The following is a 16,330-nucleotide window of genomic DNA, read 5'->3' as shown; positions in this document are numbered from 1 at the left end:
GCGGGTGGCCGGCCGGGCGGTGATGGTGCTGTTGTCGCTGCACGGACTGTCACCGGCGCAGATCGCCGGTTTGCTGGATGAAGTGCGACCCGGCCACGGTGCGTCGTTGGATCGCCCGGTTCAACACCGAGGTCCTGGCCGGACCGGCCGATCGGCCGCGGTGTGGCCGCCCTCGGCTGGGTGGCCGGCGGCTGACACAGCGGATTGCCGCGCTCCTTGAGCGGCCCGGGCCATGGACGATTCCGCGCCTGTGGCGCTACCTCGGCCGACCGCGTGTCACTCGGCGCACCGTGTACCGGCGGGTGCGGCAGGTGACCCTGTGGCGGCGGCCGAAGCCGATCGCCCGCGGCGATCCGCGCCGGGATGCGGTCGCGGCAGCGATCGTCCGACGGCTGCAGCGGCTGCAGCGCGGCGCGTGGTGTGGGCCGCCGACGAGATGCACCTGCATCTGCTGCCGCACCTGCACATCTCATGGACGCTGCCCGGCCACAGGCCGCACATACTGGGCCGCGCTGAAGACCTTCGTCGCGAACACCGCGGTCACCTGGCCCGGCTGCAGACGGCAGGTCCACGCGTTCTTCCGCAGCCGGGTCGCCGGGCGGTCGCCCCGGGCCGGGTCGTGAGGGTTTGGGTGCGCGGGCCGGGCAGGTGAGGTGCGGGCGGTGACGAGCCACGTCCAGCGGTCGCCGGGCTCGGGAGTCGCGCGGGCCGGCGGCAGGGCGCGTGGTCAGGGGGCCCAGGCCGGTCCGAGCGCATCCGGCCGAGGACTTCCACCGTCAGCCCGGCCAGGTGGCGGGCCATGCGCACGGCGTCCAGCAGCCGGCACCGGGCGCGTCATAAGCTGCGGCCCCGGAAACCCGGCAGGGCTCCGGGGCCACACTGAACCCGCCCGTATTACTTGCTGATGGCAAAGCGCATCAGGGCGTGCTCGTCGCCCTGCTTGACCTTCCCCGTCACATTGATCACCTCAAGCTTCCAGCTGCCACCGGCCCGCACCGCCTTGGCCACGGCGCAGCCGTTGTCGCTGCTGAGCAGGCTCGGCCAGATGTCGGCGACCTGCTGAGAGCTGCCCCCGCTCGCGTCGTACACCTTGAAGCTGATGTTGCGCGCCTTCTGGAAGGAGCTGCCCTTCTTGTACGCGGCGGCGACGAAAACGATCGACGTGATGTTCTCCGGGACCCGGGCGAACTCGACCGTCACCGTTTCGTCGTCGCCGTCCCCGCGCCCGGTCTGGTTGTCACCGCTGTGCACCACGGAGCCGTTGCCCATCGGATCGAGGGAGTCCAGGCCCGCCAGGCGTACCGGGTCCGCACCCTGCATCGCGATGGCTATCAGGTCGAGGTCGGTGCCGGTCTTGCGGCGGAGCATGCCCATCACACCGCCGCTGCTCCCGCCGGTGGGGTCCCAGGACACCCCGATGGACAGATGTGTCACTCCGTCCAGGTCCGCCGGGCCGTCTTCCTTCTTGAGCGTAATCATGCGTGGAACATCCTCTTGGTGTACGAGACTGCAACACGAAGAGTGTGCCTGGCGCCTCCGACGCCCCCGACACCCGGTCCACTAAATTCCCTTTCATCCCGCATTGCTCCACGTAGAGCGGCGTGGGCGGGCTCCGCTGATGCGCGGTCGGGTGGCGTGGTGGTGACTACGGGAAGCTCTCTCAACGTGCGGACCGGGGAGCAGAAGACCGGAAGGAACGCGCCGGCCATGCAGATCGCACCCGCCCAGACTGCCATGCCTACGCCTGCCGCCTGGCCGATGAGGCCACCGAGGGCGGAGCCGATGGCCAGGGCGCCGGTGAGCAGGAACCGGAAGGTGGCGTTCATGCGGCCGAGCAAAGGGTCCGGGGCCAAGTGCTGGCGCAGCGTGACACCGAGGACGTTGTCGATGCCCGTCTTGATCAGGGCCAGGAGCCACCCGGCACCGGCCACCCACAGCCACGGCCCGCCGCCGATGAGTGCGATGGCGAGCGCGGCAGGTGCGAACCAGAGCCCGGCAAGTGCCAGGGTGCGACCGTGGCCGAGCCGCGCGGCGAGGCGGCGGGCGAGGGTGGCGCCGAGCAGGATGCCCAGGCCGCCGGCCGCCCAGTACGTTCCGAGCGCCCCGGCGGGCAAGTGCAGTTCGCGGTTGAACAGCACCGGCAGTACGGCGTTGATCATCTGTGCGCCGAGGTTGCTGAGCGTCGCGGTGAGGGCCAGCGCGCGCAGCTCACGGCTGCCGAGGACGTGGCGCAGCCCTTCCCCAATCTCGGCTCGCAGCCTTCGCCGGACGGCCGGTGTCACGGCAGGAGTGCGCCGTCGGCCCATGCCCGTGAGGCCGGCGGCGGAGGCAAGATAGGCGGTGGCCCCGGCGAGGATCGCCAGGGGGCTGTGAAGAACTGGACCAGGAAACCGCCGGCGCCGCGGCCGGCGATGTTGGCGCCGGCCATCAGGCTCACGAAGGCGGTGTTCGCCGGCACCAGGCGCTCGCGGCCGACCAGTTCGGGCAGGACGCTCTGCGATCCGACATCGAAGAACACCGTTGCGCAGCCGTTCAGCAGTACCACCGCGTACAGCTGCGACAGCGACAGCACGCCCAGCCACCATGCGAGGGGGATCGAGGCGAACAGCACGGCGCGGGCGGCGTCGGCGGCCACCAGCACCCGGTGGCCCGGCAGGCGGTCCACCCAGGCACCCGCGGGCAGGCCGATGAGGAGGAAGGCAGCGGTGGACAGTGCGGCCAGCGCGCCGGCCTGGCCGGGTCCCGCTCCCAGGACGCTGACGGCGAGCAGCGGAATCGCTACGTAGCCGGCGTTGCTGCCGAGGTGGCTGAGGGCGCCTGCGGCGAAGAGTATGCGGAAGTCGCGCAGCCGCCACGGGGACGGAGGTACGTCGGTCATACGCGGTACCGTGCGCGCCCGTCGGCCTCTTCACCCATTGATTTACCCTGAGCTGAATGATCGAGATCGAACTCGGCCTGGAGGATGTGGCCCGCACCCGCTTCGCGATCTCCCCGCTGTGGGAGGTGGTGGCCGGCGTCCGGGTGCTCAAGGGCGCGGACGAACACGGTCTGCATCGCACGTGAGTCGAACAGGCGCGCCCGCAACTGGCAGCAGCGGGCCTCGACCTGAGCCCGCTGTCCGACCTCGTTCCGGTGCCGAGGCGCTCGCCCTGGGCCGGCCGCATCCCGGGGTTCATCTGCCCGCCGCCCACGACGCCGCTGCCGTCACTGGACGTGGAGCTGGCCGCGGTGAGTGCCACGCCGCCCGCGCTGCCGCTGCGGCTGCGGTCCGCGACATAGCGACGGACCATCGGGGACGGCACGTTGGCGCTGGGACGGATAGGTTGCGATGCGATGCGACGCAACGCTCGTGAAGACGCGACACACACGCGACACGTCGCTGTCGTCGGCCGGAGCAGGCGGGGCACGCGTCTCACCGGCCCAGTCGGGCGGCCTTGATGTCGCGTCGCGCGAAGACGTCCTCGCGGCGGTCTGCCATCTGCCGCAGAGCATCCTTGCGGTCCCGTTTGGACAGTCGGTCGAGATATGTGTGACCGACGAGGTGGTCGGTTTCATGCTGCAGGCATCGTGCGAAATAGCCCATTCCCTCGATGACGAGGGGGTTACCGTCCTTGTCGAGTCCGCGGACTACGGCACGATCGGTACGGGGGACCGTCATGGTGGCGCCGGGTACGGACAGGCAGCCCTCGGATTCGTCAACGAGCCGGCGGCTACCCGGGCCGGGCAGGTCCAGGGCGGGGTTGATTATGTGGCCGACGTGCCTGACCCCGAGTTCGTCCGGGCAGTCGTAGACGAACAGCTGCAGGTCGACGCCTACCTGATTGGCCGCCAGGCCCGCACCGTCGGCCACATGCATGGTCAGGAACATGTCGTCGATCAACGCCGACAGCTCGGGAGAGCCGAATTCGGTCACCTCCCGGCACGGACGACTCAGGACCTCCTCGCCCACCACCGTGATCCGGCGCACCGATCCCCGTTCCGCCTCCGGTGGCAGGGCGGGATACGAGTCGACCGGTCGGCCCTGCACACGGACTCGCCGGTCTACGGGACGGGACCGGTCATGACCAACAGACATCGCTGTCTCCCCTTCTGCGCATGCCGCATACGCCGCGGGCGGGCGTCACCGCGGCCTGATGTCTCCGAGCAAGATCCGCTTGCCAAGATCTTTGCAAAGTAGCAGACTTTGCAAAGTGACTGAAGACGACCTCAACTCCCCGCCCGGCCGGACCCGGCACACCGGCGACGCTCTGCGCGAGCACGAGGTCCGCACAGCCCTGCTGGACCTGCTCGCCGAAGTCGGCACCGTTACGGCGACCGAAGCCGCCGCCCGACTGGGCTACAGCTCCGGGCTCTGCTCATTTCATCTTCGGCAGCTCGCACGCCACGGACAGATCGAGGATGCCCCTCACCACGGGGGCCGCGCACGCCCCTGGCGCCTGAAGCGGCACAGCCCCGACCCCGGCGCATCTCCGGAGGAGCAGTTCGGCGACCTGGCCCGAGGGCTGGAGGACGAGAGCTGGCAGCGATGGCTCGCCCGGCGCGACCACGCGCCGACCGAATGGCGCCACGACGAAGCCTTCAGCGCCATCGCCTACCTGACGCCCGAAGAGATGGGCCGGGTCGCGAACGCCGTCCGGCGGGCGCTCGCCCCCTACCAAGACCGCGAACAACGCCCCCTGGCCCGGCCCGACGGCGCCCGACCGGTGGCCCTCATCACCCGGCTGTTCCCCCTGCTCCCCCACGCGGCGGACGAGACGGACCAGGCGGACGAGGCCTGAGAGGGCCAGGAGAACGGCGCTCTCGCCTCGCGCGCGTCGGGCGGCTTCCGGGCGTGGAGTCGGGTCTACTCGTCACCGTGCAGATCACTCAGAAGATCAAGCCCTTCCTCTGGTACGACGGGCAGGCCGAGGAGGCCGCCGCCCACTACGTCTCGGTCTTCGACGACTCGCGCATCGTCGAAGTACAGCACTACGGCGAAGCGGGGCCGGGCGCACCGGGTTCCGTCATGACCGTCGAGTTCACTCTCGCGGGCCAGCACTTCATCGCCCTCAACGGAGGGCCGGAGTTCACCTTCACCGAGGCCGTCTCCTTCAGCGTCGACTGCGCGGACCAGGAGGAGGTCGACCGGCTCTGGGGCCGGCTGAGCGAGGGCGGGGAGGAAGGTCCTTGTGGCTGGCTCAAAGACAGGTACGGCCTGTCCTGGCAGATCACCCCGCGCCGGCTCACCGAACTGCTGGGCGACCCGGATCGGGCTGCGGCGAACCGGGTCATGCAGGCCATGCTGGAGATGCACAAAATCGACATTCAGGAGCTGGAGAACGCCTACCGAGGCTGAAGAGACAGACAGGGGCGGTCACGGTGTGAGCGACGCGCGGCATTCCGTTCTCCGCGCACTACTGCATGATCGAACGTGGCAGGTGGGACGGCGAGCCGACGCAGGCGTAGATCTGCAGAGTGCAGCCGCGACCGACAGTCACCACCGTGGGTGTGCAGGTGGCGTACGGATGTCCGTCCACGTCCTCGACCGGGCGCCAGCTGCGGCTCGATCCGTCCCACTCGCTGCTGTCGACGGTCAGCAGTGCCTCCACGGGCCCGCCGCACTCCCCGCATTGGAGCTCGTCGGAGCGCGCCGGGTAGCGGTAGGTGAAGTGCGCGGGCCAGCCGCCCAGCTTCCAGCCGGGAGCGACGGACAGGGCTCCCTGGTAGTCCACCGACCGCTCCTCCGCCCAGACCTCCACGCGCTTCGCCTGCTCGTCCGTGAGGAGATGCACCGGCGGGAACTCCCGGACCTGTTCCGGATGCAGCACACAGGGCGTCGGCACGTGATCGCTCTGGTCGACGTAGGCGGGCTCGGGCGGCTCGGCCAGGATCTCCCGCACGTCCGAGGACCGCCGCCACCGCAGTTGCACGGCACCGGAGCACCCTTCGATCTCGTCGAACGGGGACCACAGCACCTGGAGCACGTCCGTCCCCTCGGGGCACGGGAGTCCGGGTACGTCCCGGGCGTAGAGCTGCACGAGCGGAATCAGCGGCAGCGGCCCCTCCGGCAGCAGTTCCACCGCGTACCCGGCTCTGATCCGGTCGATGACTTCCGTCTCCCGCTCGGTCGGCCCGCCCTCTCCGGGCGCCCTCGGCCGCGACCGCGCCTGCGCGCTGATCCTCCGCAGCGAGTGGATATCCGCCAGCGTGGTCAACGGCCCGTAAGCCCCGTGCACCGGCTCGTACATCGGCCATGGCTCGCTCGCCGGCCACAGCAGCGGACCGCCCACCGAACTGTCATGGACGGTGGGCGCACCCCGGCGCGGGTGCAGGCGGGTGGCCGTCCTGGCCAGGCCCGCCAGCTCCGGAAGCTCGGCCGCCACGTCCAGTGGGCGCGGCGGTGTCGTACGTGTCAAGGTTTCCCCTCTTCCCAAGGCCGACGCCGTATCCAAACACAGGCGGCGACACCCGAGATCAGTTGACAACCTCAACCATTGAGGTTTACCTTCACCATATTACTTAAGTGCATGAATCATCGACCTCTTTAAATTCTGCTGCACCCCTCTGGAGCCCCTCATGCCTTTGCCGGATGTCATGCCCGCCGCCGATCCCGCCACCACCGTGGCCCGGCTGCGGGCCGGGTTCGCCACCGGCCGTACGAAGCCCCTGGCCTGGCGCCTCGGCCAGCTGCAGGCCCTGCGCACGCTGCTCACGGAACAGGCCGACGTACTCCTGGCCGCCCTCCGGGCGGACCTGGGCAAGGGCCCGAAGGAGGCCTACCGCACCGAGATCGGCTTCGCTCTGAACGAGCTGGACCACACCGTCGCGCACTTGGCGGAGTGGCTGGCTCCCCGGCCGGCGCCCGTTCCCGAGGCATTTCAGCCGGCCGAAGCGCGAGTGGTCCGTGACCCGCTCGGTGTGGTGCTGGTCATCGCGCCCTGGAACTATCCGCTGCAGCTCGCGCTGACCCCGCTGGTGGGTGCGCTGGCCGCGGGCAATGTGGTCGTGGTCAAACCCAGCGAGCTGGCACCGGCGACGTCGGCAGCCCTGGCCCTGCTGCTGCCGCGCTACCTCGACCCGCAGGCCGTGGCGGTCGTGGAGGGCGCCGTCGCGGAGACCACCGCGCTCCTGGAAGAGCGTTTCGACCACATCTTCTACACCGGCAACGGCACGGTCGGGCGCATCGTGATGGCCGCGGCCGCCCGGAACCTGACTCCCGTGACCCTGGAGCTGGGCGGCAAGAGCCCCGTGCTGGTCGAGCCCGGCACCGACCTGGAAGCCACCGCCCGGCGGATCGTCCGCGGCAAGTTCCTCAACGCCGGTCAGACGTGCGTCGCGCCCGACTACGTACTGGCCATCGGCGACACCGCCACCGCGCTCGAAGAGCACCTGGCCGCAGCCGTCCGAGCGCAGTACGGCCAGGACCCGTCGGCCGACGAGGAGTACGGGCGGATCGTCAACGAGCGGCACTTCGACCGGCTGACCGGGCTTCTGGGCGAGGGCCGCATCGTCACCGGCGGGGAGCACGACCGGGCGAACCGCTACCTCGCCCCGACCGTTCTCGCGGACGTCTCCCCGAAGGCACCCGTGATGCAGGAAGAGATCTTCGGGCCCATCCTGCCGGTGATCGGCGTGCCCGACCTGGACGCCGCGATCGCCTTCGTCAACGAGCGTGACAAGCCGCTCGCCCTGTACGCCTTCACCGACTCGGCGCGGACCAAGCAGCGGCTGGCCGACGAAACCTCCTCCGGCGCCCTGGCCTTCGGCCTGCCCGTCTCCCACCTGGCCGTACCCGACCTGCCGTTCGGCGGTGTGGGCGAGAGCGGCATGGGCCGCTACCACGGCGAGTACTCCATCGACACCTTCAGCCACACCAAGGCCGTACTCGACAAGCCACTGGCCTGACCACCGGCTTGACCACTCCCCCGCTCCCCCGCTCCCCCACCGACTGCACCAACACCAGAAGGGCATCAGAAATGCACCCAGCCCACCACCACGGCACGGCTGTCGCGGCCGAGACCGCCGCATTCATCGCCACGGTGAAGGGAGCCGACCCGGCTACCCCGGTGCCGTCCTGCCCCGGCTGGACCCTGGCCGACCTGACGCGCCACACCGGCAGCGTGCACCGCTGGTTCACCGTCCTGCTGAGCCGGCGCATCCAGCAGCCGCCGACCAGTCGCGAGGTGGACCTGCGCCTGCCGGAGCAGCCCGACGGCTATCCGGACTGGCTGGCCACGGGTGCCGCGGAGGCGGCCCAGGTGTTCGCCACCACGGATCCGGACGCGCCGATGTGGGCCTGGGGACTCGACCAGCACGCCCGGTTCTGGGTCCGCCGCATGCTCTTCGAGACGCTGGTGCACCGGGCCGACGCCGAGCTCGCACTCGGGCTCTCGCCGCACATCGACCGCGTCCTGGCGGTGGACGGCATCGACGAGTTCCTCACCAACCTGCCGTTCGCCTCCTTCTTCGCGCCCGGGACCGCCGAACTGCGCGGCCCTGACCGGACCATTCGCTTCGGCTGCACGGACGGCGACGACGACTGGCTGATCCGTCTGCGCCCCGACGGCTTCGGGCCGGTGACCGGCGACGCCCGGTCCCGCACGGCGGACGCCACGGTCCGGGGAACGGCCGCGGACCTGCTCCTGCTCCTCTACGGCCGCCGGGACCGCGACAGCGACGCCTTCCAGCTGCTCGGCGACCAGGACCTGATCACCCACTGGTTCACTCACTCGGCCTTCTGACGACGGCCGGTCAGGCCAGGTTCTTCTCCAGCGCGGCGACGTACTTACGGATCGAGTGGTCGCGCATGCCGTCACTCGCGGGCGCGAAGGGGTCCGCCGTCAGGCCCTTCGCCCGGTCGACGAGGCCGCCGAAGAACGACATGGTTTCGTGGACCTTGCCTGCGGAGTCGATATACCGCAGGGCCTCGGCGTGGGTGTACGCGGGCTCGGGCGGCAGCTGCGGCACGATGTCGTTGTTGTTCACGAACCGGAACAGGCGCTGCTGGAAGCCCTTGTTGCACGCGGCCGCCAGCAGCCGGTCGCACGTACGGGGCTGACCGTAGGTGTAGACGCCGTCGGCCAGCAGTTTCGGCTCCTCCAGATACAGCCGTGCGCCGGCGAGCATGGCCAGCGCGCCGCCCAGGCTGTGGCCGGTGAACCACACGGTCTGACCGTTCGTCCGGTACTCGTGGAGGGTTTTCTTCACCTCCGGGAAGATGGACTCCAGGGCCTGACCGAAGCCGTAATGGACGTAGCCCGTCTTCGCCGGCCCCGGCCAGGGCGGGGTAGTCGCGTCGGAGAGCCAGTCGCGGATCTGCGCGGGTTCCGTGCCCCGGAAGGCCGTGATGATCATGTCGTCACTGGCCATCGTGAAGGCCTGGGTGTCCTCCAGCGGAAAGGGCGGCGTGAACCGCGTCCTGTGGTGCCGCACCCGGTCGAAGCCCCAGTTCCGCGCCTGTTTCTCGATGGTGGCCTCGTCCTTGTAGGAGAGGTCGGCCGCCTGGGCCAGCCAGTAGGCGTGCGCCAGGCTGTAGGTACGGGCCTTGTGGTCGATCGCTGTGGGCACGGGCACGGAGGCTCCCTTTCACGGGCCGGTGACATGAGGACGTCGCATCACAGTCGCATCACAACCGTTTCCGAAAGACATGCGCGTCAAAGAACTCCTGTACCAATTTCCCCTGAACGAGTGAACACCGAGGCGATTCAACGTCCCCGACGGATGCGCCCGCCCCGGACGGGGCGGGCCCCTACCGGTAGACCATTTCCCTGCGGGCGGGATCACCGGCCACGTTGGCCACGAACAGGCCCATGTCGAAGTCCTCCGCCTCGGCGAAGGCCGTGGGATCGTCCTCCGGATCGGTCAGGGTGTCCGGGGCGGGGTAGGTGAGGGTGGTCGTGCCGACCGTCAGCAGGCAGCGGTCGGCGGACCGTTCGTGCCGGATCTCCAGGCGGCCGTCGAGGGCGACGTCCCGCTCCCCCAGCCGCAGGCGGAGGCCGCCGGCCGTGCGGTAGAGCACGACCGGGACCCCGCCCAGCTCGCCGTAGTGCCCGGCGGGTGCCTGTCCCGGGGGTGGGGAGCCGGCCCGTGTGCACGGGCCGAGCTCTCCGCTCGCCGGGTCGAAGGCAGCCGCCTCGTCGAAGCGGTCGAAGGACCGCACCGTGATGCTCGTCGTGCTCATTCCTGCTTCTTCCCCAGTCCGAGGTCCTGCCCGCCGGTGCGGGTCGCGCTCTCGATGATCTGCTCCCAGGTCTTGCCCTTGGCGCGGAGCCAGTCGATCGTCGGGCCCAGCTTGTCACCGTACTTCTGCAGGTTCCGCTGGTAGATCTCGCTCCGCAGCGGTTCGGGGGTGAGGTCCTTGTACTTCACGCCCAGGTCGCGGCGGGCCTGGTGCAGGGTGCGCGCGATGGTCTCCGGCGTGGCGCCGGCCGCCCGCATCGACGCCGCCTGCTGGGAGAGGGCCTCGACCTCGTTGATGTACGCCTGGCGCAGCGGCGGTGGCCCGTCGCCGCCGCCCTTGCCGGGCTTGGACGAGAGGCCCTCGGAGCCGAGGACGCTGGTCTCCTCCTGGGCGACCTTGCGCTGCCAGCCGCGCAGTCCGCCGAGGCCGACGAGGGCGACCTGTGCGGCGAGTTCGTCGGCGGCCTTGCGGTAGACCTCGGAGAGCTCTTCGCAGCCCTGCTTCGAGAAGTGGTACGAGGCGCGGTAGAGGGTGTAGGCCGGGCGTACGGGGACGTATTTGTCGAAGAAGCCGCCCGCTCCGCCGTTCTTGCCGGTGAAGGCGTTGTAGAGGTCGCCGACGAACTCGAAGGGCATCTTCAGGCCCTGGACGAAGCCGTCGCCGAAGATCTCGACGCCCTCGCCGAAGGAGTCGACGCGGTCGTTGTTCGGGTCGTCGGCCTTGAGGCCGGTGGGGTCGGTGAAGCGGGTGGGGGTGTTGTTGGCGTAGGCGTACGTCGAGATGTACGGGTCGTGGATGGCTGCGGGGGCCGGGTCCTTGGCGGTGAAGCGGCCGATGGCCGGGTCGTAGTCGCGTGCCCTGAGGTAGAGGCCGGCCGCCGGGGTGGCGGGTTCGGCGTAGCCGCCGGCGAAGGTGAAGGGGTTGGCAGGCGGGTTCTTGGCGATGTCGGTCCGCTCCGTCTCGCCGAACGCCCCGTAGGTGTAACTGCTCTGGGCGGCTCCCGCCGCATCGGTGGTGTCGGTGACCGAGCCGAGCTGGTCGTGGTGGTGGAAGAGGGCGCCGCCGGGGCCGGTCTGTGCCTGGACCTGGGAGAGGGGATTGTACTGGTACTCGGCGCTCAGGGCGCCCTCGCCGTCGTACTCGGTGCCGGCGGTGGCGAGCGGGCCGTTGACGTCCCAGGTCGTGGTGCGCAGGCGCTTGCCGCCCTTGCCTGCCGTGACTCGGTTGCCGTCGGCGTCGTAGCCGAAGGTGTAGGTGTCGGAGCCGGAGGTCACCGAGGCGAGGCGGCCGGCCGCGTCGTAGCGGAAGGTGTCGTCCCCGGCGCCGGTGCGGTTGCCGTCGGCGTCGTAGGTGAATCCGCGGGTGGTGGATCCGGCGGCGGCCGAGGTGAGCTGGTCGGCGTCGTCGTAGGTGTACGAGGTGGTGGTGCCGTTGCGGCTCCGGGTCTTGCGGTTGCCGACGGGGTCGTAGGTGTAGGTGGTGGCTGTGTCGGCGGCGGGGCAGGTGTCGGCCTTGGTGGCGGAGGTGCAGTCGGTGAGGAGGCGGCCGGCGGAGTCGTAGCTGTAGTAGCGGTAGTCGTCGGGCTGTCCGGCGCGGGTGGTGGCGACCCGGGTGGGCCGGCCGGACGGGTCGAGAGTCAGCTGCCGGCCGGACAGGACGGTGCCGCCCTTGGCGCTGATGACGGAGGTGAGACGGCCGGCGTTGTCGTAGGCGCGCTTCTCGGTGTGGCCGTTGCCCGCGGGGAGCGTGGTGGTGCCGAGGTTCCCGGCGGGGTCGTAGTCGTAGGTGATGGTTCCGGCCGCACCGGTCTGGGAGGTCCGGCGGCCGTCGGCGTCGTAGCCGTAGCCGACCCTCGATCCGCTGCCCGGAGCCGTGGCGTCGGCCGCGTCGGTGAAACGTCCCTTGCCGTCGCCCTTCCAGGTGCGCAGCCGGGACCCTGCCGCAGCGACGATGCCGGGGCGGTCCGAGGATGCGGTGCGAGCGGGGAGCGGGATGCCGTACGGGGTCCAGTCGTCGGACTGGAGGACGTACGTCCCGAAGCCGCCGGTGCCGTTGCCCGGGTAGAAGCGCAGCTTGTGCGCGGCGGTGTCGACGGCGAGGAAGTCCTGCTTGCCGTCGCCGTTGAACTCGCCCGGCACCAGGTGCATGGCTCCCCAGCCCGCGCCGAGGTCCGTGCGGGTGCCGAAGCCCCCCTTACCGTCGCCGGGGTAGAGGTAGAGGTGGCCGTCGCCGGGGTTGACGGCGAGGATGTCGGGCTTGCCGTCGCCGGTGTACTCCAGGAGCGTGATGCGGTACGTGCCCCAGCCGCTGCCGAGGTCGGTGCGGGCGCCGAGGCCGCCCTTGCCGTCGCCCGGGTAGAAGTAGAGCCGGTTGGCTCCGGAGCTGACGGCGAGGAGGTCGGGCTTGCCGTCGCTGTTGAAGTCCCCGGCGGTCAGGGTCATCGGGCCCCAGCTCGCGCCGAGGTCGGCCGGCGCGGCGAAGCCGCCCTTGCCGTCGCCGGTGTAGCGCCACAGGTGGCCGGTGGCCTTGTCGACGGCCAGCAGGTCCGGCTTGCCGTCGCCGGTGAACTCGGCGGTCAGGATCTGCTGGAAGCCGGTGCCGGATCCGGTGAGCGCGCCGCCCGCGGCGAAGGTGCCGTCGGCGCGGCCGAGGAAGGTGCGCACGCCGCTCTTGGCGTCGGTGGCGACGACGTCGGTGGTGCCGTCGCCGTCGAGGTCGGCGCCGGCGGTGAGGGCCGAGCCGCTCCAGTCGAGGGGCTTGGGGGCCGTGTAGTCGACGGTCCGGGAGGTCAGGCGCCCGGCGTCGTCGTAGGTGTAGCCGTAGGCGCCCTTGCCCGCCCCCGGCGTGACGCCGGTCAGCCGGCCGACCGGGTCGTAGGAGTAGGCCCGGGTGCCGGTGGCGTCGGTGACGGACTTGCGGCGGCCGAGGGCGTCGTAGGCGAGGGTGGTGCCGGGGGTGTCGTCGGTGAAGGCGGTTGCGGTGGGCAGGCCGCGGGGGTCGACGGTGACGGTGGCGGTGGTGCCGCGGGCGTTGGTGATCCGGTTGGTGTTGCCGTCGGCGTCGTAACCGAAGGACTTCTTGCGGCCGAGCGGGTCGGTGACCGTGGTGCGACGGCCCGCGTCGTCGTAGGCGAAGCTGGTGGTGTGCCCCTTGGGGTCGGTGCGGGTGGCGAGGTCACCGGCCGTGTTGTACGTGTAGGCGGTCACGGCGCCGTCGGGTCCGGTGACCTTGGCGACGCGTCCGAGCTCGTCGTACGCGGTTCTGGTGGTCCTGCCGAGTGCGTCGGTGGCCGAGACGACGTGGTTCAGGGCGTCGTAGCCGGTGACGGCGGTGCCGCCGAGCGGGTCGCGGACCTTGGTCACGTTGCCGGCGGCGTCGTAGGTGTAGGTCGTGGTGAAGTCGGCCGGGTTCGCGCCCTGGGCGTTGCCGCGCGGGTCGGTCTGCGTGGCGGTGCGGCCGTCGTCGTCGTACGTCCAGGTGGTCTTGCGGCCCAGCGGGGTGGTCTCGCTGGTGCGGTGGCCGTCGGCGTCGTAGCCGTAGTCGGTCTTCTTGCCGAGCGGGTCGGTGACGGTGTCCGTCAGGCCGGTGCCGGTGTAGGTGTAGCGGGTGACCTTCCCGAGCGCGTCCGTGACGGTGGCGATGTTGTCGTTCGCGTCGTAGGTGGTTTTGGTCACCTGCTTGAGCGGGTTGGTGACCGAGACGGGCCGGCCGAGTGCGTCGTAGCCGGTGGTGGTGACGGCTCCGGTGGGGTCGGTGACGGTGGTGCGGTTGCCGGCGGCGTCGTAGCCGTAGCTGGTGGTGTAGGCGGCGGCGTTGGCGCCCTGGGCATTGCCGCGGGGCGAGACCTCGGCGATCAGACGGTTGGCCTTGTCGTAGGCGTAGGTCGTCTTGTTGCCGAGGGCGTCGGTGACGGCGGTGAGGTTGCCGTTGGCGTCGTAGGCGCGGGTGACGGCTTTGCCGGCCGGGTTGAGGGTCTTGGTGAGGCGGTTCTCGCCGTCGTATTCGTAGGCGGCGGTGCGGCCGGTCGGGTCCTTGACCGAGGTGAGCCGGCCTACGCCGTCGTAGCCGTAGACGGTGGTGTGCCCCAGCGGGTCCTTGGCGGTGCGCAGCAGTCCGCGGCCGTCGTAGGTGTAGGTCGTGGTGAAGTCGGCCGGGTTCGCGCCCTGGGCGTTGCCGCGGGGGTCGGTCTTCTCGGTGATCCGCCCGGCCGCGTCGTAGCGGAAGGTGGTCTTCTCGCCGAGGGGGGTCGTCACGGCGGTGCGGTTGCCGGCCGCGTCGTGGTCGTAGGTGACGGTCTTGCCGCGCGGGGTGCGCATGCTCGCGAGGGATCCGAGCGGGGAGTAGGTGTAGGTGACCGTCCCGCCGTCCGGGTCCGTGCTGGTCTCGAGCTGGTTGCCGGAGGTGTAGGTGTACTTCGACGTCTTGCCGCGGCCGTCGGTGTGGCCGGTGACGTTGCCGGCCCCGTCGTAGGTCCAGCTCTCGGTGTAGCCCGCGGAGGCCGGGGCCTTGCGGGTGAGCATCCGCCCGGAGCCGTCGTAGGTCATCTCGGTGGTGTTGCCGAGCTGGTCGGTGATGGACACCGGGCGCAGCTGCCGGTCGTAGCTGTAGGAGACGGTCTTGCCGTACGGGTCGGTGCTCTCCAGCAGCACGTTGCCGGAGTAGACGTCCGTCCAGACGCCGCCGTTGGGGTCGGTGACGTGGGACTCGCGCTTGTCGTCCCAGGTGAGGGTGGTGGTCTTGCCCGCGCTGTCGGTCTGGGACTTCACCCGGCCGGCGGCGTCGTAGGTGTTGGTGACCTTGCCGCCCTCGGCGTCGGTGAAGGTGGCCAGGCGCTTGGCGCCGTCGTAGGTGTAGGCGGTGGTCCTGCCGAGCTGGTCGGTGGCGGAGGTGAGCAGACCGCCGGTGTAGCCGTAGGTGACGGTGGTGTTGTCGGGCAGTGCCGCCTTGGTCAGCAGGCCGGCGCCGTCGACGGTGAACTCGACGGTGCGGCCGGCGGTGTCCTTCACGGTCGCGGGGCGGCCGGACGCATAGCCGATGGTGAGGCCGTGGCCGCTCGCGTCGGTGACGGAGGTGAGCTGACCGGAGGCGTTGTAGGTGCGCCGGGTGTGGTCGATCGAGGTGAGGACGTACGAGGAGCCCGACTTGGCGAGCTTCAGCACCGATCCGGCCGGGGTGGTGTACGCACCGTTCGACAGCTTGAAGACGACTTGGGCGCCGTCGTCCGTCTGGAGCGTGGCCCTGTCGGAGGCGAGGGTGAGTTTGCTGTCGAAGGGGGTGGACCAGCCGCGGCCGAGCAAGCCTGTGGCCGCCGAGTCGGAGCGGTAGTAGCGGTCGAGCGAGAAGGGCTTGCCGGCGCCGGCGAGGGAGGCATCGGTGATCTTCTCGTAGTACATGCCGGTGGCGGTGTTGATGGGGTCGGCACGGTGCTCCTGGGCGTAGCACGTGCACAGCCCTGCCTGGGCACCGGGGATGTCGGGGGTGTAGAAGGCCTCGACGAAGGGCGAGGTGGTGCCGCCGGGGCTGGAGGAGCCGTCGGTGGCGGTGAGGAAGATCCAGGCGTAGTACTTCTTGCCGTCCTTCAGGTGACCGTTGAGCAGGCTGGAGGTCCACCAGAAGCACTGGTCGGCGGGGTAGGAGTTCTTGGGCCACCAGCCGTAGCACCAGGCTCCGCTTTCGAGGTACCTGCCCTGGGGGTTGCCGTCGGCCTTCTTGATCTCCTGCTGGAGGACCGGCTTCTTCTCCTCGTCCATGACGTAGAGCCACATGCTGGAGAGCTTGGTGGCGTCGACGCCGGAGAACTTCACCTGCCCGCCGATGGACAGCATGCCGGGGTAGGCGGAGGCGGAGGCGGACACCCAGTCCGGGTTGGGCGCCGTGCCTGCGGGTGCCTTGAGGCCCGGGGCGCCCCTGGTGCCCTTGGCGGAGGCCGCCGGGCCCTTCTGCAGGGCCCCGGCAGGCGGGCTCTCGGGCTTCGCCGACCGGGCCGGCGGCCGGGGCCGGACGAACTCACGCATCGGGCCGGTGCCGCCGCGGGTGGCGTCGAGCTGCTTGCGCCGCTCGGGCAGGGTCATCGGCCGGGGAGGCTTGGGCAGGTCCTTCGCGGTACGGGTCAGGAGTGGGGACGGCGGTATGGGGGGCGGGGCGGTCCGGTCGGGTACGAGGGGTGGTGCG

General features: G+C 70.6%; 11 protein-coding genes and 2 pseudogenes. 6 read left to right on the top strand and 7 right to left on the bottom strand.

The window, feature by feature from the left end; translation table 11 throughout:
* Position 1: 1 nt before the first annotated feature.
* Positions 2-602: pseudogene (locus tag FGW37_RS32575) on the top strand (helix-turn-helix domain-containing protein); the annotation flags it as partial.
* A 292-nt stretch (positions 603-894) separates the two neighbouring features.
* On the opposite strand, the gene FGW37_RS32570 reads toward FGW37_RS32575, so the two are convergent.
* Both FGW37_RS32570 and FGW37_RS32565 read right to left on the bottom strand, forming a co-directional pair.
* Positions 895-1,479 carry a TerD family protein gene (locus tag FGW37_RS32570; RefSeq protein WP_179084365.1) on the bottom strand — a complete coding sequence of 195 codons (585 nt, stop codon included), beginning with the start codon at positions 1,477-1,479 and terminating at the stop codon, positions 895-897.
* Positions 1,476-2,878: pseudogene (locus FGW37_RS32565) on the bottom strand (MFS transporter). Before FGW37_RS32565 ends, FGW37_RS32570 begins: the two are co-directional and overlap by 4 nt.
* A gap of 56 nt (positions 2,879-2,934) precedes the next feature.
* Between FGW37_RS32565 and FGW37_RS34030 the strand changes: the two are divergent.
* On the top strand, positions 2,935-3,063 hold the full coding sequence (locus tag FGW37_RS34030) for a hypothetical protein (protein WP_343067218.1): 129 nt from the start codon (positions 2,935-2,937) through the stop codon (positions 3,061-3,063).
* Positions 3,064-3,412: 349 nt separating this feature from the next.
* Here the strand turns inward: FGW37_RS34030 and def are convergent, their stop codons facing one another.
* The gene (gene def, locus FGW37_RS32555; protein WP_179084364.1) at positions 3,413-4,075 is read right to left on the bottom strand and encodes a peptide deformylase; all 663 of its coding nucleotides are present in this window, start codon (positions 4,073-4,075) and stop codon (positions 3,413-3,415) included.
* A gap of 115 nt (positions 4,076-4,190) precedes the next feature.
* On the opposite strand from def, the gene FGW37_RS32550 reads away from it, so the two are divergent.
* Together FGW37_RS32550 and FGW37_RS32545 are read left to right on the top strand one after the other, a co-directional pair.
* Positions 4,191-4,778: a winged helix-turn-helix domain-containing protein gene (locus FGW37_RS32550; protein WP_179084363.1), complete on the top strand. Its 588-nt coding sequence runs from the start codon at positions 4,191-4,193 to the stop codon at positions 4,776-4,778.
* 77 nt (positions 4,779-4,855) lie between these two features.
* On the top strand, positions 4,856-5,335 hold the full coding sequence (locus tag FGW37_RS32545; protein ID WP_246430693.1) for a VOC family protein: 480 nt from the start codon (positions 4,856-4,858) through the stop codon (positions 5,333-5,335).
* 58 nt (positions 5,336-5,393) lie between these two features.
* On the opposite strand, the gene FGW37_RS32540 is transcribed toward FGW37_RS32545, so the two are convergent.
* Positions 5,394-6,395 carry a hypothetical protein gene (locus FGW37_RS32540; protein ID WP_179084362.1) on the bottom strand — a complete coding sequence of 334 codons (1,002 nt, stop codon included), beginning with the start codon at positions 6,393-6,395 and terminating at the stop codon, positions 5,394-5,396.
* A 160-nt stretch (positions 6,396-6,555) separates the two neighbouring features.
* On the opposite strand from FGW37_RS32540, the gene FGW37_RS32535 reads away from it, so the two are divergent.
* Both FGW37_RS32535 and FGW37_RS32530 read left to right on the top strand, forming a co-directional pair.
* The gene (locus tag FGW37_RS32535) at positions 6,556-7,884 is read left to right on the top strand and encodes an aldehyde dehydrogenase family protein (RefSeq protein WP_179084361.1); all 1,329 of its coding nucleotides are present in this window, start codon (positions 6,556-6,558) and stop codon (positions 7,882-7,884) included.
* Between the two features lie 71 nt (positions 7,885-7,955).
* The gene (locus FGW37_RS32530; protein ID WP_179084360.1) at positions 7,956-8,720 is read left to right on the top strand and encodes a maleylpyruvate isomerase family mycothiol-dependent enzyme; all 765 of its coding nucleotides are present in this window, start codon (positions 7,956-7,958) and stop codon (positions 8,718-8,720) included.
* Positions 8,721-8,730: 10 nt separating this feature from the next.
* Here FGW37_RS32530 and FGW37_RS32525 read toward each other — a convergent pair whose 3' ends face one another.
* The 3 genes from FGW37_RS32525 to FGW37_RS33945 form a co-directional block, all read right to left on the bottom strand.
* Positions 8,731-9,552 carry a lipase family protein gene (locus FGW37_RS32525; RefSeq protein WP_179084359.1) on the bottom strand — a complete coding sequence of 274 codons (822 nt, stop codon included), beginning with the start codon at positions 9,550-9,552 and terminating at the stop codon, positions 8,731-8,733.
* A 175-nt stretch (positions 9,553-9,727) separates the two neighbouring features.
* Positions 9,728-10,159, bottom strand: a complete 432-nt coding sequence (locus tag FGW37_RS32520; RefSeq protein ID WP_179084358.1) for a hypothetical protein — start codon at positions 10,157-10,159, stop codon at positions 9,728-9,730.
* Positions 10,156-16,230 (bottom strand): FG-GAP-like repeat-containing protein, encoded by a 6,075-nt coding sequence (locus tag FGW37_RS33945; protein WP_179084357.1) that lies wholly within the window; start codon positions 16,228-16,230, stop codon positions 10,156-10,158. The genes FGW37_RS32520 and FGW37_RS33945 overlap by 4 nt, the downstream gene beginning before the upstream one ends.
* Positions 16,231-16,330: the final 100 nt, after the last annotated feature.

The organism is Streptomyces rectiverticillatus (genome assembly GCF_013394065.1).
GTDB lineage: Bacteria > Actinomycetota > Actinomycetes > Streptomycetales > Streptomycetaceae > Streptomyces > Streptomyces rectiverticillatus.
This window is presented reverse-complemented; position numbering and strand designations above follow the sequence as displayed.